Genomic DNA, 26,281 nt, shown 5'->3' with positions numbered 1-26,281 from the left:
CGGAGTGTAAATCATTCCGCCGCGTTTGTTGAGAACCTGCGTGCGCAGGCCGCGGCGGAAAACATCATTCTTTAAAATCGTTGGCGTCCAGCTCATGGCGCGACAGCAATTTATAAAACTCGGTACGGTTACGGCCCGCCATGCGCGCGGCCTGGGTGACGTTGCCCTTGGTGATCTGCAACAGTTTGCGTAAGTAATGCAATTCAAACTGATTACGCGCCTCGACAAAGGTCGGCAAGGCGGTGTTTTCCCCTTCCAACGCCTGCTCTACCAGCGCTTCGCTGATAACAGGTGCGGAAGTCAGGGCCACGCACTGCTCGATCACGTTCACCAATTGGCGCACGTTGCCCGGCCAGGTGGCGGTCATCAGGCGTTTCATGGCGTCCGAAGAGAAGCTGCGGACAAACGGCTTGTGTCGCTTGGCAGATTCGCGCAGCAGATGATTGGCCAGCAGCGGAATATCCTCGGCCCGCTCGTTCAGCGCCGGGATCTTTAGGTTCACCACGTTGAGACGATAATACAAATCCTCGCGGAATTCGTTTTTCGCCATCGCCTTTTGCAGATCGCGGTGGGTGGCGGAAATAATGCGTACATCGATGTCCAGATCGCGGTTACTGCCCAGCGGACGCACCTTGCGTTCCTGCAGCACGCGCAGCAACTTCACCTGCAGCGAAAGCGGCATATCGCCAATCTCGTCGAGGAACAGCGTCCCGCCTGCCGCCGCCTGGAACAAACCTTCACGGCTGCTGACCGCGCCGGTAAACGCCCCTTTGGCATGACCGAACAGCTCGGACTCCAGCAGTTGCTCCGGCAACGCACCGCAGTTAATGGCGATAAACGCCTTCTTGCCGCGCGGGCTGGCGCCGTGGATCGCCTGTGCCAACACTTCCTTACCGGTGCCACTATGGCCGTTGATCAAGACGCTGACATCTGACTGCGCCACCATTTTTGCCTGCTCCAGCAGGCGCAGCATAATGGGGCTGCGGGTGACGATATCCTCACGCCAGCTGTCGTCACCGGCCGGTAATGATTGGGACAGCGCTTCGTCGATGGCTTTGTAGAGCGCATCGCGGTCCACCGGTTTGGTCAGGAAGCTGAACACACCCTGCTGAGTGGCCGCCACCGCGTCCGGGATCGAACCGTGGGCGGTCAGGATGATCACCGGCATGCCCGGTTGGTGTTTTTGGATCTCGGCAAACAGCGCCATGCCGTCCATTTCATCCATCCGCAGATCGCTGATCACCAGATCAATCTTCTCGCGCCCTAACAGGCGCAGCGCTTCCTGGCCACTTTCGGCGGTGGTGACATGAAACCCTTCGCTGGTCAGGCGCATGCCCAACAGCTTGAGCAGGCTGGGATCGTCGTCAACCAATAACAAATTGGCCGGTTTGCGTGCTGTCATTGCGCGTGAGACTCCTTATTAGCGGGGGGCGGCGCGTAAGTATCTTCCGGCTCGACCGGCAGGGCGGTGCCCTTTTCCGGCTCGGCGTCCGATTCTTCGGCCTTGGCCGGCGCCACTTTCTTGCCCGCTGCGTCGGTTTTTGGCTGTGTCCCGTTGTTATCCGGGATTTCACTTTGCAGCTGCTTGCGTGAAGAGAGCTGACGTTCGATATCGGTCAGGTTTTCCAGCTTGCGTGACGTATCCTGCAGCTGCGCTTGTAGGCGTATTTGATTCTGGCGTAGCAGATCTATCTGGCTGTCGGAGCTTTCCTGCAGGTGCTGATAACGTGCTTTTTCATCAAACAGGGTGACCTGCAGTACCTGCTGTTGACGCCACAGCTGCAGCAGCGGGCGCAGCGAGCTTGGGAACTCAAGGCGATAGCTGTTCAGGCGGTCAATTATCTGGCGTCGCTCGCCCGAAGTCGGTTCGGCGCTGCCCAGCAAAATGCTCTGTTTGAAAATGCCGTCCCAGCTGTTGCCGGGTAGAGTTTTCGCCAGCGCACGTGCCTGGGTTGAACCGATACGATCGGCACAGTCCATAGCGCGCAGCCAGTACAGTGAATTATTCAACGCATCTTTATCATCCAGCGCCCACAGACTGTCACAGGCCGCAATGCGGTAATCCACCACTTTGGTGTCCGGGATCGCTTCCTGCTGCGGTTGATTCAGACCACCGCTGACTGCGCGATCGACACAGCCTGCCAACAGAAACGGCATAAAAAGCACGCTACCTAAAAAAGAAAATCGACGCTTGCCGAGTGGCGTACCCAGTGCGGCACGCGGTGAACGTTCGGTCTGCGTAAGACGAAGGCGTTTAGACCATGTGTACATTATTATTCATTCTCGGCGGTTAATGGCAATTCAATACGGAAACAGACGTCTGCGCCGGCGACTTCAACCAGCTGCAGTTCACCGCGCATCCGGCGGATACAATCCTGCGCGATGCTCAGCCCCAGACCGCTTCCTTTTACCGCCCCTTTTCGCTGGTGGCTACCCTGGAAAAAAGGCTCGAAAATCATGGTTTGCTCGGCCTCGGGGATTGGCGTGCCGCTGTTGGCGACATCAATCTGCACCCGTTGTCCAACCTGACGGCTGCGGATCCAAATGTTACCGGATTCCTTGCCGTAGTGCACCGCATTGGAGTAGAGATTATCCAGCACGCGCATTAATAGAGTAGGCTCTGCCCAGCATATTTCCGCATCCAGTTGGATCTCGGTGCGGATCATTTTTGCCCGGGCCGGCAAACTGTGCGCAGCCACGACCATCTCGACCATTTCGGTCAACTCGACATTTTCATGTTCCGCCGGGCCATCGGCCAGTTTGCGGTTGTAATCCAGCAGTTGTTCAATCAGTTGCTGCAGGTGTCGGCTGCTTTGATCGAGGATGGTCACCACCTCTTTTTGATCGGAGGTCAGCGGCCCTGCCACTTCATCTGCCAGCAGTTCGGTGCCTTCACGCATGCTGGCCAGCGGCGTTTTCAGTTCATGCGAGATATGGCGCAAGAACTCATGGCGCTGCGACTCCAGCCAGGCCAGGCGCTCGCTCAACCAAATAATGCGCTGCGCCAGCGAACGTAATTCACGCGGCCCCTTAAAGGAAGCCGTACTGCCCAAGGCTCGCCCTTCCCCCAAACGGTTGATCATTCGCTCTACCGCCTTGACCGGGCCGATAATCATGCGGGTGAACAATACCACCAGCATCACGCTGACCAAAAACAGCATCAGCGCCTGCCAGCCGAAGAACTGGCCGCGCTCGGCAATCGCCTGCTGTAGCTGCTGGCCACGTGAAAACACCACGGCACGCGTCGCCTGTACCATCTCGGCATTGGAGCGTGAAAACGATTCTAACAGCGTGGAAGCCTGCGGATCCGGACCGCTGCTTTGGCATTTAATCGCTGCCAGTTGAGTCAACAGATCGCGCAAGGTTTGATAGTAGCGTTCATCCGGCAGGATTGGGGCATGGGCATCCAGCATTTGCGAATACTGTTTGCGCTGATTCTGATAGAGGCGCGCCAGTGTGGGATCCACCAGCACGCAATATTGGCGATAGCTACGCTCCATTTCCAACGCCACGCTGGTCATCGCCTCGCTGCGTCGTGCATCCACCAACGTAGTGCGGTTGATGTCCGCCGCCTGGGCGCTGAGGTGATCCAGGCTCTGGTAAGCCTGATAGGCCAACACCAGCAGCGGCAACAGCACCAGCAAGAACGCCATCAACACCAGTTGACGTAGCGAACGGGGAAATAAACGCCATCTTTTCAACGAAATCATCTCATTGTCTCTAGTCTGCTTCGATGCTAACCGAGTCGCCGATGAGAGGAAAGCCCGGCGTTCAGCGGAGCGTCAGGAAATAAGGAGAATCAGGCCATAGGTAGGGAGTACGGGTCAGAACTTATCGGTAAAGAGTGGTGAGCATGCTTTGGTATTTGACGTTGGGGCAAGACTGCCCCATCGCAAGAAAGTGTGGATGCCCTTAATTTCTCGTCCCCAGGGTGATGTAGCCCAAGGGCTGGCATCGAACAGGACGAATAGCATCCGTAAGTATCCGGAATTGATGAACACTCATCACAGTTGGATACAGGCGGTGCCTCACTCCACGTGTCGCCCGATGCTTGATAAAGCGCTTACGCGGCTATTATCGGTTTAGTTGGACGATAGGCACCATTTCTTTGGCATCATTCGGGGGGCTTATGAGGCAACTGTTCCGTCTATTTACGGGGCCGTCATAAAAAGTTGAATGAGCAACTGAGCAGAATAATGCACTTAACGTGCCAACTTTTCAATGAATTTATTAACCAACTGAATTTAAAATAAAAAAAACAAAACCCATGCCAAGGCACTCTCATTTTCAGATGTGCTGGCGAAGAAAAAAACACCGTCCTGTCGCCAAAAACCGACAACTTAAGCCAATTAATTTCTGGTCATTAAAAATCAATAAGTTACGTGTCTCTTTTTAGAGACAATGAAAATACCCTCTGTCGCAAAATGCAGACAATCGCCATCGTCTTAACCATGGCCATAAATAAATAGAAAAGGGACGCAATCTCTTGCGTCCCTTTCGGCTAGCACAGCGTTATCGCTTAGCCCAGCTGCTTACGGGCGTTGCGGAACATGCGCATCCACGGGCTGTCTTCACCCCATTCTTCCGGATGCCATGAGTTGCTGACGGTGCGGAACACACGCTCCGGATGCGGCATCATTACCGTCGCACGCCCATTGGCGCTGGTGACGGCGGTGATACCGTTCGGCGAACCGTTCGGGTTGGCCGGGTAGCTTTCCGTTACCTGACCGGCATTATCGACAAAGCGTAACGCCACCAGACCATGATGCTCCAACGCCGCCAGATGTGCCGTATCGCGCACTTCGACGTGACCTTCACCATGCGATACCGCAATCGGCATACGCGAACCCGCCATCCCCTGCATGAACAGCGACGGGCTGGCCGCCACTTCCACCAGGCTGAAACGGGCCTCGAAACGGTCTGACAGGTTACGTACGAAACGCGGCCAATGTTCGGCTCCGGGGATCAGATCGCGCAGGTTCGACATCATCTGACAGCCGTTGCACACGCCCAGTGCCAGGGTCTGCGGACGGTGGAAGAAAGATTCGAACTCGTCGCGCACGCGCTCGTTGAACAGAATCGACTTCGCCCAACCTTCGCCTGCGCCCAACACGTCACCGTAAGAGAAACCGCCGCAGGCCACCAGGGTATGGAAGTCCTGCAGGTCACGGCGCCCTTCCAGCAGATCGCTCATGTGTACGTCCACCGCATCAAAACCGGCGCGATGGAATGCCGCCGCCATCTCAACGTGGGAGTTAACGCCCTGCTCGCGCAGTACCGCCACTTTAGGGCGAGCCCCCTTGGCGATATAAGGTGCTGCAATATCTTCTTCAGGTGCGAAGCTCAGTTTGACGTTCAGGCCAGGATCGCGTTCATTCTGCTTGGCCTGGTGCTCCTGATCGGCACATTCAGGGTTATCGCGCAGGCGCTGCATCTGCCAGGTCGTTTCCGCCCACCAGGTGCGTAACGTGGCACGACTTTCTCTGTACACCGGTTTGTCGCCCTGGGTAATCACAAAGCGATCGCCGGCCTGTACGCTGCCGATGTGGTGCACATTGTCCGTCAGGCCATGCTGAGCAAACGCCTGTTGGACCGCTTCAAGCCGATCGGCCGTCACCTGGATCACCGCGCCCAACTCTTCGTTGAACAGCGCTGCCAGCGCGTCGTCGCCCAACCCTTGAATATCTACCTGTACACCGCAGTGGCCGGCAAACGCCATTTCCGCCAGCGTCACCAACAGACCGCCATCGGAGCGGTCGTGGTAGGCCAGCAGTGCGCGGTCGGCGACCAATTGTTGCATCGCGTTGAAGAAACCTGCCAGTTGCTCGACGTTACGCACATCGGCCGGTTTGTCGCCCAGTTGACGGTAAACCTGCGCCAGCGCAGTGGCGCCCAGCGCGTTATGGCCGTTACCCAGGTCGATGAGCAGCAATGCCGTGTCGCCCTTGTCGGTACGCAGTTGTGGCGTCACGGTGTGGCGAACATCTTCCACGCGGGCAAAACCAGTGATCACCAGGGACAACGGCGACGTCATTTCGCGCTGCTCGTTGCCTTCCTGCCAGCGGGTTTTCATCGACATTGAGTCTTTGCCCACCGGAATGGTGATGCCCAGCGCCGGGCAAAGCTCTTCGCCCACCGCTTTTACCGCTTCATACAGGCCGGCATCTTCACCCGGGTGACCGGCTGCCGCCATCCAGTTAGCGGAAAGTTTGACGCGCTTGAGCGAACCGATCTCGGTCGCCGCCAGGTTGGTCAGCGCTTCCCCCACCGCCAGGCGGCCGGAAGCGGCAAAGTCCAGCAGGGCAACCGGCGCGCGTTCGCCGATCGACATCGCTTCACCGTAGTAACTGTCCAGGCTGGCGGTGGTAACCGCGCAGTCGGCTACCGGGATCTGCCATGGCCCGACCATCTGATCGCGTGCCACCATGCCGGTCACGGTACGGTCGCCGATGGTGATCAAGAAGGTTTTCTCGGCAACTGCCGGCAGGTGCAGAACGCGTTTTACCGCATCGGCCAGAGTAATGTTGTCGCGCTGTACCGGCTGGCCTTTAGCCTGCAAACGAGTCACGTCGCGCGTCATCTTCGGCGTTTTGCCCAGCAGCACGTCCAACGGCATGTCGATCGGCTGGTTGTCGAAATGGCTGTCGTTCAGCGTCAAATGCTGTTCTTCGGTGGCTTCACCGATCACTGCATAAGGGGCACGCTCACGGCGGCAAATCTCGTCGAACTGCGCCATCTGCGCCGGGGCAATCGCCATCACATAGCGTTCCTGTGATTCATTGCACCAGACTTCCAGCGGGCTCATGCCCGGTTCGTCGTTAAGGATATCGCGCAGTTCGAAACGGCCGCCGCGGCCACCGTCGCTGACCAGCTCCGGCATGGCGTTAGACAAACCGCCCGCTCCCACATCGTGGATAAACAGAATCGGGTTCTGTTCGCCCAACTGCCAGCAGCGGTCGATCACTTCCTGGCAGCGGCGCTCCATTTCCGGGTTGTCGCGCTGTACCGAGGCAAAATCCAGATCGGCGTCGGACTGGCCGGAGGCCATAGAAGAGGCTGCGCCGCCGCCCAGACCGATGTTCATCGCCGGGCCACCCAGCACCACCAGTTTGGCGCCGACGGTGATTTCACCTTTTTGCACGTGATCGGCGCGGATGTTGCCGATACCGCCCGCCAGCATGATCGGTTTGTGATAACCGCGCAGCTCGACGCCGTTATGGCTGTTAACCTGTTCTTCGTAGGTACGGAAGTATCCCACCAGCGCCGGACGGCCGAATTCATTATTGAACGCCGCGCCGCCCAGTGGGCCGTCGGTCATGATATCCAGTGCGGTTACGATGCGATCCGGCTTGCCAAAATCCTGCTCCCAGGGCTGCTCGAAGCCGGGAATGCGCAGGTTGGAAACCGAGAAGCCCACCAGACCGGCTTTGGGTTTGGCACCGCGACCTGTAGCGCCTTCGTCGCGGATCTCGCCACCGGAACCGGTAGCGGCACCCGGCCACGGGGAGATCGCCGTCGGGTGGTTATGAGTTTCCACCTTCATCAGGATATGGGCCTCTTCCTGATGATAGTCATACTGACCGCTTTGCGGCGCAGCGAAGAAACGGCCAACCTGCGAACCTTCCATCACGGCGGCGTTGTCTTTATAAGCCGACAGCACATAATCCGGCGTCTGCTCGAAGGTGTTTTTGATCATTTTGAACAGCGACTTCGGCTGCTGTTCGCCGTCGATGACCCAATCGGCGTTGAAAATTTTATGACGGCAGTGCTCCGAGTTGGCCTGCGCGAACATATAGAGTTCGATATCCGTCGGGTTGCGCCCCAGCCCGGTAAAGGCATTCAGCAGATAGTCGATTTCATCTTCGGCCAGCGCCAGACCGAGCTTGAGGTTGGCCTGTTCCAGCGCGCTGCGCCCTTCCCCCAGCATATCGATCGCCTGATAAGGCGCCGGCTGATGCTGAGCAAACAGCTGTTCTGCCTGTTGCAAGCTGCTGAAGACGGTTTCCATCATCCGGTCGTGCAGCAATGCGGCAAGCTGTTGCCACTGCGCTTCAGTCAGCGTCGGTGCCTTGACGTAAAACGCCAGACCGCGCTCCAACCGCACCACCTGCTTCAAACCGCAGTTATGGGCGATATCGGTGGCTTTGGAAGACCAGGGAGAAATGGTGCCCGGACGCGGTGTCACCAACAGCAGGCGACCTTCAGGGGCATGTTCGGCGAGAGAGGGACCGTACTTGAGCAGGCGCGTGAGCTTGCCGTGTTCTTCGGCATTGAGCGGTGCGCTGACATCGGCAAAGTGGACGTACTCGGCGTAGATATCACTGACCGGAAGTTGGGCGTCCTGACAGCGGGACAACAGTTTGGTAACACGAAAAGCCGACAAAGCGGGCGAACCACGCAGTATTTCCATAATCAAAGTTCTCTCGTCTTCGAAGCAACTGACTTCAGCACTTCATTGGGCGCAACAGGGGGAAAACGCGCGCCATTATAGAGAATCTGCGCGACAGACGAAACCGTTTGCGTAGCTATTATTGATAAAAGCTGTTCGCGCCATCGAATTGTCATAACGTATCAATAAAGTTGCACGCTGGCGTTTTGTTGCGCAAAATGCCCCGGCACTGGTGATTTAACCATAAGAAAAAGCGGGATGACAATCGGCAGTGCACCTGTGCCACCACTGGATAACTATTTGAAACGCCTTAAAATAAACTACATTCTAATCGGTGTTGTCACCCTGCTTCTGGCGCTCGCCCTGTGGCCCAATATTACCTGGCGCGGCGGCCAGGGCGGGCAACTCGAAGAGATCAAATCCCGCGGCGAGTTGCGTATCAGTACGCTAAACTCGCCGTTAACCTATTTCACCACCAAGCAGGGGCCAAGTGGTCTCGACTACGAGTTGGCGAAACGTTTCGCCAACTATCTGGGGGTGAAATTGGTGGTGATCCCGCATAAGAACATCAACGACCTGTTCGACGATCTGGACGATGACGATGCCGACCTGCTGGCCGCCGGCCTGATCTACAATCAGGATCGCCTCAGCCGCGCCCGAACCGGCCCGGCTTACTATTCCGTTTCCCAGCAGTTGGTTTATCGCCTGGGCACCGCACGCCCCAAAAGCTTTGCCGATATTAAAGGCAAGCTGGCGGTCGCCTCCGGCTCGGCACACGTCAGCACGCTGAAACAGCTCAAACAAAGTAAGTTCCCGGACCTCAGTTGGGAAGCTTCCAGCGATCTCACCTCCAAAGAGCTGCTCGAGCAGGTCGCCGACGGCAAACTGGATTACACCCTCGGCGACTCCGTGACCATCGCCCTGCTGCAGCGCATCCATCCGCAGCTGGCGGTGGCTTTCGACGTCACCGATGAAGAACCTGTCACCTGGTACCTGAAGCGCGGCACCGACGACAGCCTGTATGCGGCCATGCTGGATTTTTACAGCCAGATGGTGGACGACGGCACGCTGGCGCGGCTGGAAGAAAAATACCTCGGCCACGTGGGCAGTTTCGATTACGTTGATACCAAAACCTTCCTGTCGGCGATAGATTCGGTACTGCCCACCTTCCGTTCGCTGTTTGAAAAATACGCCAGCGAGATCGACTGGAAGCTGCTGGCCGCCATTGCCTATCAGGAATCGCATTGGAACCCGCAGGCCACTTCACCCACCGGCGTTCGTGGTCTGATGATGCTGACGCGGGCCACCGCCGACGGTCTGGGGGTTAACGATCGCCTCGATCCTGAGGAGAGCATTCAGGGGGGCGCACTCTATTTACAGCGGCTGATGGCCAAGGTGCCCGACACCGTGCCGGAAGATGAGCGTATCTGGTTTGCGCTGGCGGCCTACAACATGGGCTGGGGCCATATGCTCGACGCCCGCAAGCTGACCAAAATGCAAAAAGGCAACCCGGACAGTTGGGTCGACGTCAAACAGCGCCTGCCGATGCTCAGCCAGAAGCGCTACTACCCGCAGTTGACCTACGGCTATGCGCGCGGACGCGAAGCCTATAACTACGTGGAAAACATCCGCCGCTATCAGGTCAGCCTGGTGGGGTATCTGCAAGAAAGGGAAAGAAAGGCGGCGCAGGAAGCGGCCGAACAGGCGGAGCTGGGGAAAGGCTATCCGGCAGTGGCGCCGGAGTTGGCACTTAACTTCTGATTATTCGGGATCCTTATCTGCCTGCGCGCGTTGCGCTTGCTTCAACGCCTTTTGCTGTTCACGGCGCATGCGGAAAAAGTTGCTCAAGGTAGCCGCGCATTCCTCGGCCAGCACGCCGGAGAGGATCTCCACCTGATGATTCATTCCGGGATGGCGTAAAATATCCACCAGCGATCCCGCTGCCCCGGTTTTCACATCGGCAGCACCGTAAACCAATCGACGAATGCGGCTATGCACCATCGCCCCCGCACACATCACGCACGGCTCCAGGGTCACGTACAAGGTCGCATTCAACAGGCGGTAATTCTGCAACACGGCCCCGCCCTGCCGCAGCGCCATGATTTCTGCATGCGCGGTCGGATCGTGGCGGCCAATCGGCCGGTTCCAGCCTTCGCCAATCACCTGATTGTCCAGTACCAACAGCGCCCCGACCGGCACCTCTCCCTCTTCCTGCGCACGCAGGGCCAGCCGCAATGCCTGACGCATCCAGTATTCATCGTTATATTCAGTCATTGCATTATTCCTCGTGCACTTTGCGGCGGGCATTATACACAGTAGCGGCGCTGCATGCTGCGCCCGTGTTAACCGGGGAAAATATAGCCGTCCCTTCTCAGCGGCGGAGAAATGACTCACTGCGGCTTGAAATACAACGGGTATATACTGATTGAATCACGGTGTTTTTCAGGGACAGGAAACATGAAACTCAGCAAGAAAAACGCCACCGTCGTGCGCAAAGCGCTGGACGGCTGGGTAGATGAAGGTGCGCTGACGGCGCAACAGCAGCAACAGCTGCTGCAACACGTTGAGGTACAACCCTTCGACTGGCGACGGCTGGCACGTTATGCGTTTCTCGCCGCGCTAGCTTCGCTGGTGATTGCCATCAGCAGCCTGTTCGCTGACAGCGAATTGCTTTATCGCCTGGGGGAATTATTCCGCTTTGATGCGCCAGTACGTATGGCGATCGCCGCCGTAGTGGCCGCGCTTTGCTATGTCTGGGCGCTGAGACGCCGCCGTCGGCATCCGGAGAAACGCTACGGTAATGAAGCCGCCTTGTTCGTTGCCGTGCTGTTCACCGCCTGCGCCCTGTGGCAAATGGGCGTCTGGCTGGATAACGGCAGTGGCCGGGTCTCGTTGCTGTTGACGTTCGCCGCGCTGCTGTATGGCGTGATTGGCTGGTGCAGCCGTTCCGGGCTGGTGTGGTGGTTTGCCCTGCTGTCGCTCGGCAATGCTTTTGGTGCCGAGACCGGCTATCTGTCCGGCTGGGGGGCTTATTGGCTGGGCATGAGCTTCCCGATTCGCTTTATCGCCTTTGGCGTGGTGCTGATCGCCGCAGCATTGCTGTTGCAACCACTGCTCGCTCGCCGTGGACTGGAGCGAGTTTCGCTGGCGATGGGCTTGCTGTATCTGTTCATCGCCCTATGGTTGCTGTCGATTTTCGGGAATTATGGCGATCTCGACAGCTGGTATAACGCACGTCAGATTGAACTGCTCCACTGGAGTCTGTTGTTCGGCCTCGCCGCCGTCGGGTGCATCTGGCTGGGGCTGAAACGCGACGACGCCATGCTACGTGGGTTTGGGTTGACCTTCCTCGGTATTAACCTCTATACCCGCTTCTTCGAATTTTTCTGGGACGCCATGCCCAAGGCGATTTTCTTTGTGGTGCTCGGCCTGAGCCTGTGGGCGCTGGGACATTACGCGGAAAAAGTCTGGCAATGGGGCCGTAAACCGCATGACCAAACCGATGATTAAGGCTCGCCGGTTTTAACGGTAAGAGTTACTGCTGGGTTTGACTCTGACCGGGCCAAACCCACAAAGTATAAGTGGTTAAACTAAAACTAAATCAATCACCTGACCTAATCTCTGTGATGTTGCGATAGATCATGATGACTTAATAATTAGCGGAGTAGTGTTTGGGGCAAGCAATAAAGCTTTTATCCAGGAGTGACTTATGGCTGCCTCAACTTTCTTTATCCCTTCCGTCAACATGATTGGCTCCGGCTGTCTGGACCAAGCGGCAAAAACCCTGAAACAGCAGGGATTGCGTCAGGCGTTGATCGTGACCGACAAAGTGTTGAATAACATTGGCGTAGTCGCCCAGGTTCAACAGTTGCTCGCCGCGCAGCAAATCGAAAGCTGCGTTTATGACGGCACTCACCCTAACCCCACCACGCTGAACGTGAAACAGGGCCTGGCCCTGCTGCAAGAGCATCAATGCGACTGCGTGATCTCCCTGGGGGGCGGCTCACCGCACGATTGTGCCAAAGGCATCGCGTTGCTGGCCACCAACGGCGGCGACATCAAGGACTATGAAGGCGTAGACCGCTCTGCAAAACCGCAGTTACCGATGATCGCCATTAACACTACCGCCGGCACCGCCTCTGAAATGACCCGTTTTTGCATCATCACCGATGAAGCACGCCACATAAAAATGGCGATTGTCGACAAACACGTTACGCCGCTCCTGTCGGTAAACGATCCGCATCTGATGGCCGGGATGCCGAAAGGCCTGACCGCCGCTACCGGCATGGATGCCTTAACCCACGCGATTGAGGCCTACGTTTCCAGCGCCGCCAACCCGATTACCGACGCCTGTGCGTTGAAGGCCGTCACCATGATCGCCGAATCGCTGCGCGACGCCGTTGCCGACGGCAGCAATATGCAAGCGCGCGAAAATATGGCCTATGCCCAATTCCTGGCTGGGATGGCCTTCAACAACGCTTCTCTCGGTTATGTGCATGCGATGGCGCACCAGCTCGGCGGTTTCTACGACCTGCCGCATGGGGTGTGTAATGCGGTGTTGCTGCCACACGTGCAGGAATTTAACGCCAGCGTTTGTGCGTCTCGCCTGAAGGATATCGCCGCCGCCATGGGGTTGGATGTGAGCTACCTTAACGATCAGCAGGGTGCCGCGGCCTGTATTGCCGCCATTCGATTACTGGCACAAGACGTTGGCATCCCGGCCGGGCTGCGTGATTTGCAGGTGAAAGAACAGGATCTGGATACGTTGGCCACCAACGCGCTGAAAGACGCTTGCGGCTTCACTAACCCAATACAGGCCACTCACGCGCAGATTGTCGCCATTTTCCGCGCGGCAATGTAAGTCATCAAAAACGGCAAAGGGCGGAAAATCCGCCCTTTGGTTATTCCAACTGCTGCAGCTCACCCAGTTTACTGACTCGCCAGCGGTGCTCGCAGAAATACAACAGCGGGTTATCCTGCTTGCTGTCGCTATAGCCGCTATACAGCTTGAGCGGCGTGCCTAGACGTTGTTCCAACTGCGTCACCTTCTGGACACCCAGGCAACGTAACGCCAGCACCCAACCACCGTAACGCCGCAGGATGCGGCTGCCCACCAAGTGAATCTGCGGCAGAAAGGCCGAATCCTGATACACCTGCTCCACCAGCCGCTCCGGTGAACCGGTAATCAACCATACCTGCGCATCATGCGCCTCGAGGTACTGCCGCAAACGCATTTGCACCACCGGGAAAGCGGTCACCTTATTGCGGAAATAAGTCACAAAACGCTGCTCCAGCGCCTTTAACCTGGCCTCCGAACGCCCAAAGGTGATCGACCACAGCAGTACGCTCATTGGCCAACGGGCTGCACGGCCCATCACCAGCAGCGCCAACCCGACAATCGGCAGCAGCGGCACCACCAGCAGCAGATTCAACGGCAGATGGCGCAGCAAAAAACGCAAGAAACTGCCAAACATGTCTTCCTGATGCAGCGTGCCGTCCAGATCAAAGAACACCACGCGGCGGCCTTCCCCGGCCTGCTGGCTCTGTTTCTCGCTCAAGGGCTACTCCTCAGGATCGTTGAATCCCATTATCCAGGTGAAAATAAATCCAGCGGCAATGGTAATCACCAGGCCGGTCAGATACAACATCACCTTACCCGAGACGATGGTTAACGCCAAAGGTAAACCCGAGATGCCAAAGGTGATCACCGTTGCCACTTTCCAATAGCTGATCAGCGCCCCGCCCACCGCACCGCCGAGACAGGCGGCAATAAAAGGTTTGCCCAGCGGCAGAGTGACACCAAAAATCAAGGGTTCGCCAATACCGAGAATGCCGACCGGCAACGCCCCTTTGATGACCTTTTTGAGGCGCGCATTGCGGGTTTTCATTAATACCGCCAACGCGGCCCCAACCTGCCCAACCCCGGCCATCGCCAAAATAGGCAATAGCGGGTTGGAACCATGCGCCTGAACCAGTTCGACGTGGATCGGCACCAGGCCCTGATGCAAACCGGACAGCACCAGCGGCAGAAACAGCCCGGACAGCACCGCGCCCACCAGTAAGCCACCTTTATCGATCGCCAGATTGGCGCCGTGGGCAATCACGTCTGAAATATAACCGCCCAACGGCTGCAGGATCACAATAGCCAGGGATGCGGTCACCAAGGTGGTGATCAGCGGGTTGAGGATCAGCTCAATCGACTCCGGCAGCCAGTTGCGCAGGCGTTTTTCTACCCAGCACATCAACGCCACCACCAACAGCACGGCAATCACCCCACCGCGCCCCGGCTGCAGCGCTTCGCCGAATAAAGTAATCTGCGCCAATGCCGGGCTTGAGAGAATCCCGGCCATCACACCGCCCATGGCCTGCGAACCGCCAAACACCCGTGCGGCGTTAACCCCCACCAAAATATTCATGATGGCAAACACCGCGCTGCCGAAAATGGCCAGCAGCCCGAGCACGTTGGGGTAATTCACCGCCAGTTCGCCGGCAATGTCCGGCCGCTTCAAGAGGTTGATGATGCCGGTAATCAGGCCTGAGGCGATGAAAGCCGGGATCAAAGGGATAAAGACATCGGCCAGCTTTTTCAGCGCGCCGCTCATCGGCGCGGCATATTTCTGCTTGGCCTGCGCCTTGTTGCGGGCGATGTTGTCCCCGGCAGCCGCAACTGCAACCGCAGGGGCCCCCGTAAGCAATGAGCGCATCGCGTCCACCACTTTGGCGGCGGCGCCGGGCCCGACAATGAACTGATGCTGTTCGCCCTGTTTGATGTAGCCCTTGACGCCTGGCAACTGCTTGAGCGCCGCCAGATCAAGGCGTTGCTCGTCGCTAACCTCGACGCGTACCCGTGTCATGCAGTTCTCCAGCCGGAGGATATTCCCTTCCCCACCAATGCCTGCCAGAATCTGTGTTGCCAGTGCCGTTGTTTTGTCCATCGCCCGCCCCAGGTGTCGTTAGCGCGTCAACGCCGCGCGTAAATAGCCGTCGTGCTGCTTTAAGCGCAACTGCGCCTCTTCAGCGTCGACGCCGGCCAGAATCATCAGGATTGCCGGTTTAACCTCAAAACCGGTCTGTGTCAGCGCCGCTTCGGCCTGACTGCGTTCAGCACCGGTGGCTTCCACCACGATGCGGCAGGCACGATCCACCAGTTTGACGTTGGTGGCTTTTACATCCACCATCAGGTTTTGGTAGACCTTCCCCAGTTTGACCATCGCCCCGGTCGACAACATGTTCAGCACCAGCTTCTGTGCGGTGCCCGACTTCAGCCGAGTGGACCCCGTCAGGGCCTCTGGCCCCACTACCGGCGAAATCGCCACCTGCGCTTCATGGGCGATCGGTGAGTCCGGATTGCAGGAGATTGCCGCCGTCGGGCAGCCCAGTTGTCGCGCATAGCGCAGCGCACCAATCACATAAGGCGTGCGCCCGGATGCCGCCAGCCCCACCACCATGTCGGTCGCGGTCAAATCCAGTGCGATAAGATCGGCTTCACCCAACGCCGCATCATCCTCCGCGCCTTCTACCGCTTTGAGCAACGCACCCGGACCGCCGGCAATCAACCCGATGACCATGCCGTGCGGCACGCCGAAGGTTGGTGGGCATTCAGAGGCATCCAACACGCCAAGGCGGCCGCTGGTCCCGGCACCGAGATAAATCAGCCGACCGCCGGCCTTCAATGCGGCCGCTGCCAGGTCCACTGCCTGTGCGATAGCCGGCAACACCTTTTCTATCGCCTCCGGCACCTTGCGGTCTTCCTGATTGAAGCAACTCACCATTTCCAACGTTGTCATCTCGTCGAGTCGAAGCGTGGCCGGGTTGCGGCTTTCGGATACTAATGCGCCTAAATTCATCTCTTCACCTTTGAATTTTTAATTCACAAACTGAAATCATTATTTGAATATTTTATTCAACAAAGCGAGCGCTTTTTGCTATTTTAAAGTCTCGCTCACAAAAAATTTTCACCGCGCGTTTTCGCCTCCCACGTGGCAGAATGGCCGCTGGCCTCAAGGGAAAAATGAATGAGTACCCTTCTTCGTATTCGCCAGATGTATCCAACCCTGGCTCAAAATGACCGCAAGCTGGCGGACTTTCTGCTGCATAACGCGGAGCAGGCACGCCATCTCAGTTCGCAGAAGCTGGCTCAACTGGCCGGCATCAGCCAGTCGAGCGTGGTGAAGTTTGCTCAGAAGATGGGCTACAAAGGCTTCCCGGCGCTAAAGTTGGCGCTGAGTGAAACGCTAGCCCAGCCGCAGAAAGAACCTGTGGTCACGGTGCATAACCAGATCCTCAGCAGCGACTCGTTGAAAGCCGTCGGCGAAAAACTGTTGGTGGAAAAGCAGGCTGCACTGCGCGCCACGCTAGATATCAACAGTGAAGAGCGCCTGCATCAAGCGTTGGAAATGCTGCGTCAGGCGCGGAGGGTCATTTTATTGGGGATCGGCGCTTCCGGATTGGTCGCCAAGGACTTCTCATACAAGCTGTTGAAAATCGGCGTTATTGCCGTAGCCGAGCAGGATATGCACGTTCAGCTGGCGGCGGTTCAGGCGCTGGATAAGCGGGATTTATTGCTGGCAATTTCGTTCAGCGGTGAACGGCGGGAAATCAATCTGGCGGCGGAAGAAGCCCGCATTGCCGGCGCAAAAGTGCTGGCGCTCACCAGTTTTTCACCCAACGGCCTGCAGCAACGTGCCGATCACTGTTTGTATACCATTGCCGAAGAGCCCAATACCCGCAGCGCTGCCATTTCTTCCAGTACCGCTCAATATGCCCTCACCGACCTGCTGTTTATGGCCTTAATTCAGCACGATCTCGATCGCGCCCCCGAACGCATCAAACACAGCGAACAATTAATGAAAAAACTCGTCTGAGTCGTATAATGTCCGGGCCACAAATATCCAGGTATAAAAAACCTATCTAATAATAGAGTACGTGGCTCTTATTGTTCAAATTCCGAGCAGGGTTTGAACTGGCATGGACAGCAATATATTGACAACTGAGCTTAATGAAAACACACACAGCCATTCTAAATAAACTCCACACATCCGTAACACTTTACGCACTCCGAGATTTATTACTTTTCGTTGTCACTTCGTTGATATTAATAAAATCGATGGGCTACGGCGGCGGTAAAGGGGTTGATATTATTTTTATTTCCCTTACGCTATTATTATTGTCTATTTCTCCTCTCACTCGGTATTTCCTGGTCATTCCCTACATTATACTTTGTGCTATCTATGCCCCTGTCGGCATGATATATGGCCCACCTTCCGTTGCAGTGGTCTCGGCGCTGTTTCAAACCAACAGGGTCGAGGCCGTTGAATTCCTGCATGCCATACCGACAGGCTGTTATCTGTTACCCTTCGCTACACTGATGATGCTGTTTCTTCTCGCCCGCTATTGCTGGCGTCAACCGCTCTCGGCGCGTAAGGCTATGCCGTTTTTTCTGATTTTAATTGTAGTACTGTTTGCCAGAATACTCAGTGGAAACGCCGGAAATATTAAGTTGATAGATTTCTTTTCCTCATTGATGTCCTCATACCAAAGTTATAATCGGCAAATGATAGAAATCAATGCCGGCATGCTGGCCGAGCCCCGCTGGACTATTGATAGCGTAAATAATAATCAGACTAACTATGTCATTATAGTGGGTGAGAGCATGCGCAGGGATTATATGTCCTTATTTGGGTACCCGACGTCAACGACCCCATTTTTGGATCGCGTAAACGGCACCTTTTACAGTAATTATATTTCTACCGCGCCGAACACCTTCGAATCCCTGCCGAGAACTCTGGCACTGAGCGACGGAAAAATCAGCTATATCTCAGATAATATTGTCACGTTGGCAAAAGCAGCAGGATTACATACTTATTGGTTTTCCAATCAGGGACTGCTTGGTCAATTTGATGCACCGGTATCCAAAATAGCCATGTTCAGTGATGAATATCAGTTCCTGAAAAAAGGAGATTATCAATCGCGTAACACCGATGATGATGAACTGCTGCCATTGTTACAAACCGCGTTGGCTAACAACTCACCGGGGAACCTATATGTTCTGCATATTATGGGTTCGCATTCTGACTTTTGCGAACGACTCGGTGGTGAGCCGCCGGTTTTCACCAGCAGCAATACTGAGCTCGCCTGCTACCTTTCCACCTACCGCAAGACGGATAGGTTCATCGAACATACTTACCAAATGCTGCAAGATACCCATTCACCGTTTAAATTAATCTATTTCTCTGATCACGGTCTCTCTCAGCGAACTATTGATGGCAAAGTGTATCTGCGACATAGCGGCGATACACGACAGAATTACGAAGTCCCGCTCTTGGTGCTTTCTGATACCGATCGCCAACGTATCTTTGTTGACGAGCCACACAGTGCCTTTGAGTTTATCCGTCTTTTTGCCCGGCAGGCAGGCATAGTCGTGACTCATCCAGAACTGAATACGCGAGTAGCAGGGCCTGGTAAGCGACCTACTTTCAATGGTCAGGAAATGGTTGATTTCGATCAGTTGGCCAATGACCCGCCAGAGTTATTATGACGGCCATCTCAAGGGGTGAGCGCTCTGCAGCAACGCATTAGCGGGCGCCGGTGGAAAAACGCCCAATAAAATGGGTTTTATGATAGATTGCGCGCCTGTTCGTGTGCACCGATTAAAAGATAACTGAAATGGCACTACTGATTACCAAAAAATGCATCAACTGCGATATGTGCGAACCGGAATGCCCAAATCAGGCCATTTCGATGGGCGATGATATCTACCAGATCGATACCGATCGCTGTACCGAATGCGTCGGTCATTACGATATCCCAACCTGCCAGCAGGTGTGCCCGATCGACAACACCATTATCGTCAATCCAGAGCACCGCGAAACCAACGAACAGCTGTGGGACAAGTTTGTGGTGCTGCATCATGCCGATCGGCTGTGACACAGAAATTCAGATCGACAAGGGCGCCAACAGGCGCCTTTTTTTTCATGGCCGATCGCCGGCTTACCCTTCGATAATCACCGTCGCGCAAGCATAACGGCGTTCATCTGCCAGCGAAACGTGAATGGAGGTCACCCCCATTTGCTGCGCCAGCTCGGCGGCGCGAGCATGCAAGCGGATATTCGGCTTGCCGAGACCGTCGTTGAACACTTCAAACTGATTAAACGCCAATCCGTTTCGTATCCCGGTGCCGAAGGCCTTGGCGGCAGCTTCTTTCACTGCAAAACGCTTGGCGAGAAAGCGCACCGGCTGCTGATGCTGCTGATACACTTCCCATTCGGCATCGCTCAGTACGCGACGCGCCAGGCGATCGCCGCTGCGCTCGACGACCGCTTCGATGCGCGCCATTTCAACGATATCGGTGCCCAGCCCCAGCACGGCCATTAGCGGCGCGCTTCACGCATCAGCAGTTTCATATCCGTCACCGCCGCCGGCAGGCCGCACATGACCGCCTGGCCGATAATCGCATGACCGATATTCAGCTCATGCATTTCCGGCAGGGCCGCGATCGGCTGAACGTTATGGTAAGTCAGGCCGTGGCCAGCGTTAACCTTCAGGCCTTTCTCTGCGGCGTAGGTGGCGGCAACGGCGATACGATGCAGCTCGGCTTTGACCGCCAGTTCGCCTTCAGCTTCCGCATAAGCGCCGGTATGAATTTCAATGTAAGGGGCGCCCACCGCGACCGCTGCATCAATTTGGCGATGATCGGGATCGATAAACAGCGAAACCAGAATACCGACCTGCGCCAAGCGTTCAACGGCGATGGCCATTTTGTCCTGCTGCCCGGCAACGTCCAGCCCACCTTCGGTAGTCACTTCTTCACGCTTTTCCGGTACCAGACAGCAAAAGTGCGGTTTCAGCTCAACGGCGATATCCACCATTTCATCGGTCACGGCCATTTCCAGATTCATGCGCGTCTGGATGGTCTGGCGCAAAATGCGAACATCGCGATCGGTGATATGACGACGGTCTTCGCGCAGGTGCACCGTGATCCCGTCAGCCCCTGCTTGCTCGGCAATAAATGCCGCCTGAACAGGATCCGGATATTGGGTTCCGCGCGCGTTACGTAACGTGGCGATGTGATCGATATTGACGCCCAGCAGCAAATCAGCCATGACAACCCTCTAAAAAACGATTTTCAGTAGCGGTAGTTTACACGCGGGTGCAGTAGCGCAAAAGGAGAAAAGGTCAGGCGTCGTCGACCGGCGTATCCGGCTGTTTACGGACAAACTGACGGAACAGCTCGCGGCTCTTGAGCGGCTTACCGCCCAGGTAGGGTTTTAGCGCCATGCGGGTAAAACGCTTGGCGGCACGCAAGGTTTGCACATCAGGGAACTGACGCTCCGCCAGTGCGCGTAATTCGCGGCCGGTAAAGCTGTAGTGATCCACCACCAGGCTGGCGATAAAGCCTTTTTCCTCACGGTAGCGGTAGGTCATGCCGTCATCGACCGGCAGACCGCTGCCGGCGCAGTGCAGGAAGTCCAGACCGTAACCCAGGTGATTCAGCAAGGCCAATTCGAACTGGCGCAGTGCCTGCTCCGGCGAAACGTTTTCTGCCGCCAGCGCCTGCAAACATTGCAGATAGTCGAAGAACAATACCGAGTAATTGGCTTCCTGCTCAAGCACCCGTGACAGCAGCTCATTCACGTAGAGGCCGCTGTACAGCATCATGCCGCTGAGAGGTAAACCTAGGGACACCGCTTCGGCGTTACGCAGCGTTTTGACTTCGCCACGACCGCCCCAGCGTACTAACAGAGGGGTAAAGGGCTGCAGACAACCCTTCAGATTAGAACGACGGCTGCGCGCGCCTTTTGCCAGCAAGCGCACCCGTCCATGGCCTTCCGTGAACATATCCAGCATCAGGCTGGTTTCACTGTACGGTCGTCCATGCAGGACGAAAGCGCGCTCCCAGCCGTCCATTGGAGAGGTTATTTCAGATCGTCGGTATAGCCCAGGCTACGCAACGCACGTTCGTCGTCCGCCCAGCCCGATTTCACTTTCACCCACAGTTCCAGATGCACTTTGGTTTCAAACATCTGTTCCATGTCCTGACGGGCTTCGATACCGATGGTTTTGATCTTCGCACCTTTGTTGCCGATGACCATTTTCTTCTGGCCTTCGCGCTCAACCAGGATCAGACCGTGCACGTTGTAACCACCGCGCTCGTTCGGCACAAACTGTTCGATCTCAACCGTCACCGAGTAAGGCAACTCTTCACCCAGGAAACGCATCAGCTTTTCACGGATGATTTCCGACGCCATAAAGCGCTGGGAACGGTCGGTGATGTAATCGTCCGGGAAGTGGTGTTCCGCTTCCGGCAATACCTTGCGCGCGATAGCGGCGATGGTATCGACATTCATGCCTTTCTCCGCAGAGATTGGCACCACATCGAGGAAGTTCATCTGTTGACTGAGGAACGCAATGTGCGGCAACAGCTTGGACTTGTCGGTGACGTTGTCGACCTTGTTGATCGCCAGCACAACCGGGCATTTCAGGCTGCGCAGTTTGTTGACCACCATTTCATCGTCGGCGGTCCAGTTAGTGCCTTCAACTACGAAGATCACCAGCTCGACGTCGCCGATTGAGCTGCTGGCGGCGCGGTTCATCAAACGGTTGATGGCGCGCTTTTCTTCGATGTGCAGACCCGGGGTGTCGACGTAAATGGCCTGATAGGCGCCATCGGTGTCGATACCCATAATGCGGTGACGGGTCGTCTGCGGTTTACGCGAGGTGATGGAGACTTTTTGCCCCAGCAGTTGGTTCAGCAACGTGGATTTGCCCACGTTGGGACGACCGACTATCGCAATAAAACCACAGTATTGTTTTACTTCGCTCATTCAAGCTCCAGATTTTTCAGCGCTTGTTCCGCTGCCGCCTGCTCGGCTTTACGACGGCTTGAGCCGGTACCCATCACGGGTTCGCTCAAACCACTCACCTGACAGTGGATAGTAAACTCCTGATCGTGCGCCTCACCGCGAACCTGCACCACCAGATAAGAAGGTAATGGCAGATGACGACCTTGCAAAAACTCCTGTAAACGGGTTTTGGGGTCTTTCTGCTTATCACCGGGGCTGATTTCGTCCAACCGGCTGCGATACCAGTCCAAAATCAGTCGTTCAACAGTTTGAATATCGCTATCCAGGAACACGCCGCCAATTAAAGCTTCCACCGTATCCGCCAGGATTGATTCGCGGCGGAATCCACCACTTTTCAACTCACCCGGCCCGAGGCGAAGACACTCGCCCAGATCGAACTCGCGCCCCATCTCCGCCAGCGTATTGCCACGCACCAGCGTGGCACGCATGCGGCTCATATCGCCCTCGTCTACGCGAGGAAAACGATGATAGAGCGCATTGGCGATGACAAAACTAAGAATAGAGTCACCCAGAAACTCAAGACGTTCATTGTGTTTACTGCTGGCGCTACGGTGAGTTAACGCTTGCAGTAAGAGCTCCTGCTGTTGAAAAGTGTAGCCCAGCTTCCGCTGTAGCCTATTTATTACGATGGGGTTCATGAGTTACCAATAGATCAAGAATGCGTCAAAAACTTGCAGCATACGGAACAGGCCTGCTTCGCCGAAAGCCAATCCAAAGCTGTTTCGTTTGCAGTGGCTCCCAACAGGGAGCCAACTTTTTATCGCTCGAGCCGGTATTCTACAACGAGTGGAAATATAATGCTGCGTTTATAGACGCCTGATTAATGAATTCCACCGATGCGGCTAAATCTTACGCCGGTAGGCCATTCGCCTTCCTGCTTTTCAAAACTCATCCAGATAGCCGTGGCTTTACCCACCAGATTTTTCTCCGGTACGAAGCCCCAGTAACGGCTGTCGGCGCTGTTGTCGCGGTTATCACCCATCATGAAGTAATGACCCGCCGGCACAACCCATTCCGCCAACTGTTTACCCGGCTGCTGGTAGTAAGCGCCCACCTGATCCTGCGTGCCTGGCACGGTCAGAATATGGTGAGAAACCGAGCCCAGCGTCTCCTGGCGTTCACGCAGACGGATACCGCCCTGCGGCACGTTGTCGCTCAGTGGGATCTGGTAAAAGCCATTGCTGGCTTCGCCCATACCGCTGCGGCTGAACAATTGAACAAAGTCGCTTGGCTGCGCATCGTTGTAAGTCACCGCTAACGCGGTATCGCATGACTGACCGCTATTACAGGATGGCTGAACGGTTACGCGCTTATTGACCGGATCGTAACTTACACGGTCGCCAGGCAAGCCGACTACGCGTTTGATATAATCCAGTTTCGGATCCAACGGATATTTAAATACCGCAATATCACCGCGTTTCGGATGGCCGGTTTCAATTAGCGTGGTCTGGGTAATAGGATCTTTAATGCCGTAGGCATATTTCTCCACCAGAATAAAATCGCCAATCAACAACGTCGGCATCATCGAACCGGACGGGATCTGGAAAGGTTCGTAAATAAACGAACGCACCACAAAGACCAGCAGCAATACCGGGAACACCGACGCGCCGGTTTCAATCCAACCCGGTTGTTTCGCCACTTTGGCCAGCGTTTTGTCGTCCACGGCACCCGCAGTTTGTGCATTGACCGCCGCAATTTTGGCGCGGCGGGCAGGCGCCCATTTAAAGCGCTCAAAGGCCCAAATGATCCCGGTGACCAACGTTGCCAGCGCCAGGATCAGGGCAAACATATTCGCCATGCAAACTCCCTAGTTACGCGAACTTATCGCTTACTTACTGTCTTTGCCAACGTGCAGAATGGCCAGGAACGCTTCTTGCGGCAACTCTACGTTACCGACCTGCTTCATACGTTTCTTACCGTCTTTCTGTTTCTGCAACAGCTTCTTCTTACGGCTAACGTCGCCGCCGTAGCATTTTGCCAGAACGTTTTTACGCAGCTGCTTCACCGTGGAGCGCGCGATGATATGGGTGCCGATCGCCGCCTGAATGGCGATGTCGAACTGCTGACGCGGGATCAGCTCTTTCATCTTCTCCACCAGCTCGCGGCCACGGTATTGCGCATTGTCGCGGTGGGTAATCAGCGCCAGCGCATCCACACGCTCGTTGTTGATCAGCACGTCGACACGCACCATGTCAGAGGTCTGGAAGCGCTTGAAGTTGTAATCCAGCGACGCATAACCGCGTGACGTAGACTTCAGGCGGTCGAAGAAGTCGAGTACCACTTCCGCCATCGGGATTTCGTAAGTCAGCGCAACCTGATTGCCGTGATAAACCATGTTGGTTTGCACGCCGCGTTTTTCGATACACAGCGTGATGACGTTACCCAGGAATTCCTGCGGCATCAGCATGTGACACTCGGCGATCGGCTCACGCAACTCTTCGATATTGTTCAGAGGCGGCAGCTTGGACGGGCTATCAACGTAAATCGTCTCTTTGCTGGTAGTTTCCACTTCATACACTACCGTCGGTGCGGTGGTGATCAGCTCCAGATCGTATTCACGCTCCAGACGTTCCTGGATGATCTCCATGTGCAGCAGGCCGAGGAAGCCACAACGGAAGCCGAAGCCCAGCGCGGTGGAGCTCTCTGGCTCATAGAACAGGGAGGCGTCGTTCAGGCTCAGCTTGCCCAACGCATCGCGGAAGGACTCATAGTCATCGGAGCTGATCGGGAACAGGCCTGCATAAACCTGCGGCTTCACTTTTTTGAAGCCCGGCAAGGCTTTGTCCGCCGGCTGGCGCGCCAACGTCAGGGTATCACCCACCGGCGCACCGAGGATGTCTTTGATTGCACAGACCAACCAGCCTACTTCGCCACAGTTCAACACGTCGCGATCGACACGCTTCGGCGTGAAGATACCCAGACGATCGGCGTTGTAGGTTTGGCCGGTGCTCATGACTTTAATCTTGTCGCCCTTGCGCATGGTGCCGTTTTTAACGCGCACCAGGGAAACTACGCCCAGGTAGTTATCGAACCAGGAGTCGATGATCAGGGCCTGCAGTGGCGCATCCGGATCGCCTTGCGGCCCCGGGATATCGCGCACCAGGCGTTCGAGCACTTCCGGCACGCCAACACCGGTTTTGGCGGAACAACGCACCGCGTCGGTCGCATCGATGCCAACGATATCTTCAATTTCCTGCGCGGCGCGGTCAGGATCGGCAGCCGGCAAGTCAATTTTGTTCAGTACCGGCACCACTTCCAGATCCATATCCAGCGCGGTGTAACAGTTAGCCAGAGTCTGAGCTTCTACGCCCTGCCCGGCATCGACCACCAGCAGCGCGCCCTCACAGGCGGCCAGTGAGCGCGAAACTTCGTAAGAGAAGTCAACGTGCCCTGGGGTGTCGATAAAGTTGAGCTGATAGGTTTGACCGTCCTGCGCCTTATAATCCAGCGTGACGCTCTGCGCTTTGATGGTAATACCGCGCTCGCGCTCCAGATCCATAGAATCGAGCACCTGCGCGGCCATTTCACGTTCGGTCAAGCCACCGCAAATTTGAATGATGCGGTCGGACAGCGTCGACTTACCGTGGTCAATGTGGGCAATAATGGAGAAATTTCGTATATGCTTCATTATAAAAGTTTTTCTGCCTTGGTATTTCTGAATTACTCGCCTATAGAAACCCGCATGGACCTAAAGCGACAGTGAATGGGTTCGGCCGTCTTGCGCCTGAATCGCTGCATTCTACATGTCACAACACTGAAAACCTAGCGATCGGTGCAGTGAAGGCATTCTATTATGTGCACTTTAATGTTACAGAGCGCTCCGGGTTATGAAAGCCGATGTTAACAAAACTCAGCGTGCTCACAACACCGAGTTGCAACAGCCGTTGCCCTCCGCATTTCTTTCACCGCCATCGGCGGGATCCGGCAGTAATACATAACCGCCAATAACGCAATAAACCCTCTCCGAGTTATTGATTAAATAATATCTGGATCAATATCTTAGAATTGCAGTCTACCCCTCCGGCTTTAG

At 55.9% G+C, this 26,281-nt stretch carries 21 protein-coding genes; 6 read left to right on the top strand and 15 right to left on the bottom strand.

From position 1 onward, the window contains the following. Window positions 1-64: 64 nt before the first annotated feature. From glrR to purL, 4 genes are all read right to left on the bottom strand, one after another. Window positions 65-1,402: a two-component system response regulator GlrR gene (glrR, locus tag ACMGG1_RS04805; protein ID WP_020828186.1), complete on the bottom strand. Its 1,338-nt coding sequence runs from the start codon at window positions 1,400-1,402 to the stop codon at window positions 65-67. Next, the gene (gene qseG, locus ACMGG1_RS04800) at window positions 1,399-2,271 is read right to left on the bottom strand and encodes a two-component system QseEF-associated lipoprotein QseG (protein ID WP_130016682.1); all 873 of its coding nucleotides are present in this window, start codon (window positions 2,269-2,271) and stop codon (window positions 1,399-1,401) included. Before qseG ends, glrR begins: the two co-directional genes overlap by 4 nt. Window positions 2,272-2,273: 2 nt before the next feature. Continuing rightward, window positions 2,274-3,710: a sensor histidine kinase gene (locus ACMGG1_RS04795; RefSeq protein ID WP_046372891.1), complete on the bottom strand. Its 1,437-nt coding sequence runs from the start codon at window positions 3,708-3,710 to the stop codon at window positions 2,274-2,276. An 809-nt stretch (window positions 3,711-4,519) separates the two neighbouring features. After that, entirely contained in the window at window positions 4,520-8,413 is a 3,894-nt protein-coding gene (gene purL, locus ACMGG1_RS04790) for a phosphoribosylformylglycinamidine synthase (protein WP_170868554.1), read from the bottom strand. A 276-nt stretch (window positions 8,414-8,689) separates the two neighbouring features. On the opposite strand from purL, the gene mltF reads away from it, so the two are divergent. Beyond that, entirely contained in the window at window positions 8,690-10,150 is a 1,461-nt protein-coding gene (gene mltF, locus ACMGG1_RS04785) for a membrane-bound lytic murein transglycosylase MltF (RefSeq protein WP_128865118.1), read from the top strand. Here mltF and tadA read toward each other — a convergent pair whose 3' ends face one another. After that, window positions 10,151-10,663, bottom strand: coding sequence for a tRNA adenosine(34) deaminase TadA (tadA, locus tag ACMGG1_RS04780; RefSeq protein ID WP_044554547.1), 513 nt, complete (start codon window positions 10,661-10,663; stop codon window positions 10,151-10,153). Between the two features lie 183 nt (window positions 10,664-10,846). Here tadA and ACMGG1_RS04775 point away from each other — a divergent pair, with 183 nt between their 5' ends. Both ACMGG1_RS04775 and yiaY read left to right on the top strand, forming a co-directional pair. After that, window positions 10,847-11,899 carry a DUF2157 domain-containing protein gene (locus ACMGG1_RS04775; protein ID WP_198640004.1) on the top strand — a complete coding sequence of 351 codons (1,053 nt, stop codon included), beginning with the start codon at window positions 10,847-10,849 and terminating at the stop codon, window positions 11,897-11,899. Window positions 11,900-12,098: 199 nt separating this feature from the next. Beyond that, window positions 12,099-13,250 carry an L-threonine dehydrogenase gene (gene yiaY, locus ACMGG1_RS04770; RefSeq protein WP_130016685.1) on the top strand — a complete coding sequence of 384 codons (1,152 nt, stop codon included), beginning with the start codon at window positions 12,099-12,101 and terminating at the stop codon, window positions 13,248-13,250. 40 nt (window positions 13,251-13,290) lie between these two features. Here the strand turns inward: yiaY and yfhb are convergent, their stop codons facing one another. From yfhb to murQ, 3 genes are read right to left on the bottom strand one after another with little or no spacing between them, the layout of a single operon-like run. After that, complete coding sequence (gene yfhb, locus ACMGG1_RS04765; protein WP_414161186.1) at window positions 13,291-13,947, bottom strand: phosphatidylglycerophosphatase C; 657 nt, start codon at window positions 13,945-13,947, stop codon at window positions 13,291-13,293. Window positions 13,948-13,950: 3 nt separating this feature from the next. Then, on the bottom strand, window positions 13,951-15,324 hold the full coding sequence (locus ACMGG1_RS04760) for a PTS transporter subunit EIIC (RefSeq protein WP_128865100.1): 1,374 nt from the start codon (window positions 15,322-15,324) through the stop codon (window positions 13,951-13,953). Window positions 15,325-15,342: 18 nt separating this feature from the next. Continuing rightward, entirely contained in the window at window positions 15,343-16,236 is an 894-nt protein-coding gene (gene murQ, locus ACMGG1_RS04755) for an N-acetylmuramic acid 6-phosphate etherase (protein ID WP_122080034.1), read from the bottom strand. 168 nt (window positions 16,237-16,404) lie between these two features. On the opposite strand from murQ, the gene ACMGG1_RS04750 reads away from it, so the two are divergent. The 3 genes from ACMGG1_RS04750 (at window position 16,405) to ACMGG1_RS04740 (ending at window position 19,315) form a co-directional block, all read left to right on the top strand. Beyond that, complete coding sequence (locus tag ACMGG1_RS04750; protein ID WP_041414843.1) at window positions 16,405-17,253, top strand: MurR/RpiR family transcriptional regulator; 849 nt, start codon at window positions 16,405-16,407, stop codon at window positions 17,251-17,253. Between the two features lie 134 nt (window positions 17,254-17,387). Beyond that, window positions 17,388-18,926 (top strand): phosphoethanolamine transferase, encoded by a 1,539-nt coding sequence (locus tag ACMGG1_RS04745; RefSeq protein WP_414161185.1) that lies wholly within the window; start codon window positions 17,388-17,390, stop codon window positions 18,924-18,926. A gap of 128 nt (window positions 18,927-19,054) precedes the next feature. Further along, window positions 19,055-19,315, top strand: coding sequence for a YfhL family 4Fe-4S dicluster ferredoxin (locus ACMGG1_RS04740; RefSeq protein ID WP_044554541.1), 261 nt, complete (start codon window positions 19,055-19,057; stop codon window positions 19,313-19,315). 63 nt (window positions 19,316-19,378) lie between these two features. Here ACMGG1_RS04740 and acpS read toward each other — a convergent pair whose 3' ends face one another. The 7 genes from acpS to lepA all read right to left on the bottom strand — a co-directional run bounded on the left by acpS (window position 19,379) and on the right by lepA (window position 25,879). Beyond that, window positions 19,379-19,759, bottom strand: coding sequence for a holo-ACP synthase (gene acpS / locus ACMGG1_RS04735; protein WP_020828251.1), 381 nt, complete (start codon window positions 19,757-19,759; stop codon window positions 19,379-19,381). After that, window positions 19,759-20,490: a pyridoxine 5'-phosphate synthase gene (gene pdxJ, locus ACMGG1_RS04730; protein WP_414161184.1), complete on the bottom strand. Its 732-nt coding sequence runs from the start codon at window positions 20,488-20,490 to the stop codon at window positions 19,759-19,761. Before pdxJ ends, acpS begins: the two co-directional genes overlap by 1 nt. A gap of 73 nt (window positions 20,491-20,563) precedes the next feature. Then, window positions 20,564-21,295, bottom strand: a complete 732-nt coding sequence (gene recO / locus ACMGG1_RS04725; RefSeq protein ID WP_198640001.1) for a DNA repair protein RecO — start codon at window positions 21,293-21,295, stop codon at window positions 20,564-20,566. An 8-nt stretch (window positions 21,296-21,303) separates the two neighbouring features. Beyond that, complete coding sequence (gene era / locus ACMGG1_RS04720; RefSeq protein ID WP_020828254.1) at window positions 21,304-22,212, bottom strand: GTPase Era; 909 nt, start codon at window positions 22,210-22,212, stop codon at window positions 21,304-21,306. Next, window positions 22,209-22,889 carry a ribonuclease III gene (gene rnc, locus ACMGG1_RS04715; RefSeq protein WP_041414862.1) on the bottom strand — a complete coding sequence of 227 codons (681 nt, stop codon included), beginning with the start codon at window positions 22,887-22,889 and terminating at the stop codon, window positions 22,209-22,211. Before rnc ends, era begins: the two co-directional genes overlap by 4 nt. 182 nt (window positions 22,890-23,071) lie before the next feature. Next, window positions 23,072-24,049, bottom strand: coding sequence for a signal peptidase I (gene lepB / locus ACMGG1_RS04710; protein ID WP_128865102.1), 978 nt, complete (start codon window positions 24,047-24,049; stop codon window positions 23,072-23,074). 30 nt (window positions 24,050-24,079) lie between these two features. Then, entirely contained in the window at window positions 24,080-25,879 is a 1,800-nt protein-coding gene (lepA, locus tag ACMGG1_RS04705; RefSeq protein ID WP_020828257.1) for a translation elongation factor 4, read from the bottom strand. Between the last annotated feature and the right edge of the window lie 402 nt (window positions 25,880-26,281).

Origin of the sequence: Serratia sp. BNK-12 (genome assembly GCF_047456085.1) — a bacterium.
Lineage (GTDB): Bacteria > Pseudomonadota > Gammaproteobacteria > Enterobacterales > Enterobacteriaceae > Serratia > Serratia liquefaciens.
The sequence above is the reverse complement of the archived record's forward strand: the minus strand, read 5'-3'. Positions and strand labels throughout refer to the sequence as shown.

Bases quoted from the DNA above. Each gene is read 5' to 3' on its own strand.
- lepA (WP_020828257.1), bottom strand. From the start codon at position 25,879: ATGAAGCATATACGAAATTTCTCCATTATTGCCCACATTGACCACGGT.
- ACMGG1_RS04745 (WP_414161185.1), top strand. From the start codon at position 17,388: ATGAAAACACACACAGCCATTCTAAATAAACTCCACACATCCGTAACA.
- yiaY (WP_130016685.1), top strand. From the start codon at position 12,099: ATGGCTGCCTCAACTTTCTTTATCCCTTCCGTCAACATGATTGGCTCC.
- glrR (WP_020828186.1), bottom strand. From the start codon at position 1,402: ATGACAGCACGCAAACCGGCCAATTTGTTATTGGTTGACGACGATCCC.
- murQ (WP_122080034.1), bottom strand. From the start codon at position 16,236: ATGAATTTAGGCGCATTAGTATCCGAAAGCCGCAACCCGGCCACGCTT.
- qseG (WP_130016682.1), bottom strand. From the start codon at position 2,271: ATGTACACATGGTCTAAACGCCTTCGTCTTACGCAGACCGAACGTTCA.
- ACMGG1_RS04760 (WP_128865100.1), bottom strand. From the start codon at position 15,324: ATGGACAAAACAACGGCACTGGCAACACAGATTCTGGCAGGCATTGGT.
- lepB (WP_128865102.1), bottom strand. From the start codon at position 24,049: ATGGCGAATATGTTTGCCCTGATCCTGGCGCTGGCAACGTTGGTCACC.
- recO (WP_198640001.1), bottom strand. From the start codon at position 21,295: ATGGACGGCTGGGAGCGCGCTTTCGTCCTGCATGGACGACCGTACAGT.
- tadA (WP_044554547.1), bottom strand. From the start codon at position 10,663: ATGACTGAATATAACGATGAATACTGGATGCGTCAGGCATTGCGGCTG.
- ACMGG1_RS04740 (WP_044554541.1), top strand. From the start codon at position 19,055: ATGGCACTACTGATTACCAAAAAATGCATCAACTGCGATATGTGCGAA.
- rnc (WP_041414862.1), bottom strand. From the start codon at position 22,889: ATGAACCCCATCGTAATAAATAGGCTACAGCGGAAGCTGGGCTACACT.
- ACMGG1_RS04775 (WP_198640004.1), top strand. From the start codon at position 10,847: ATGAAACTCAGCAAGAAAAACGCCACCGTCGTGCGCAAAGCGCTGGAC.
- ACMGG1_RS04795 (WP_046372891.1), bottom strand. From the start codon at position 3,710: ATGATTTCGTTGAAAAGATGGCGTTTATTTCCCCGTTCGCTACGTCAA.
- ACMGG1_RS04750 (WP_041414843.1), top strand. From the start codon at position 16,405: ATGAGTACCCTTCTTCGTATTCGCCAGATGTATCCAACCCTGGCTCAA.
- pdxJ (WP_414161184.1), bottom strand. From the start codon at position 20,490: ATGGCTGATTTGCTGCTGGGCGTCAATATCGATCACATCGCCACGTTA.
- acpS (WP_020828251.1), bottom strand. From the start codon at position 19,759: ATGGCCGTGCTGGGGCTGGGCACCGATATCGTTGAAATGGCGCGCATC.
- era (WP_020828254.1), bottom strand. From the start codon at position 22,212: ATGAGCGAAGTAAAACAATACTGTGGTTTTATTGCGATAGTCGGTCGT.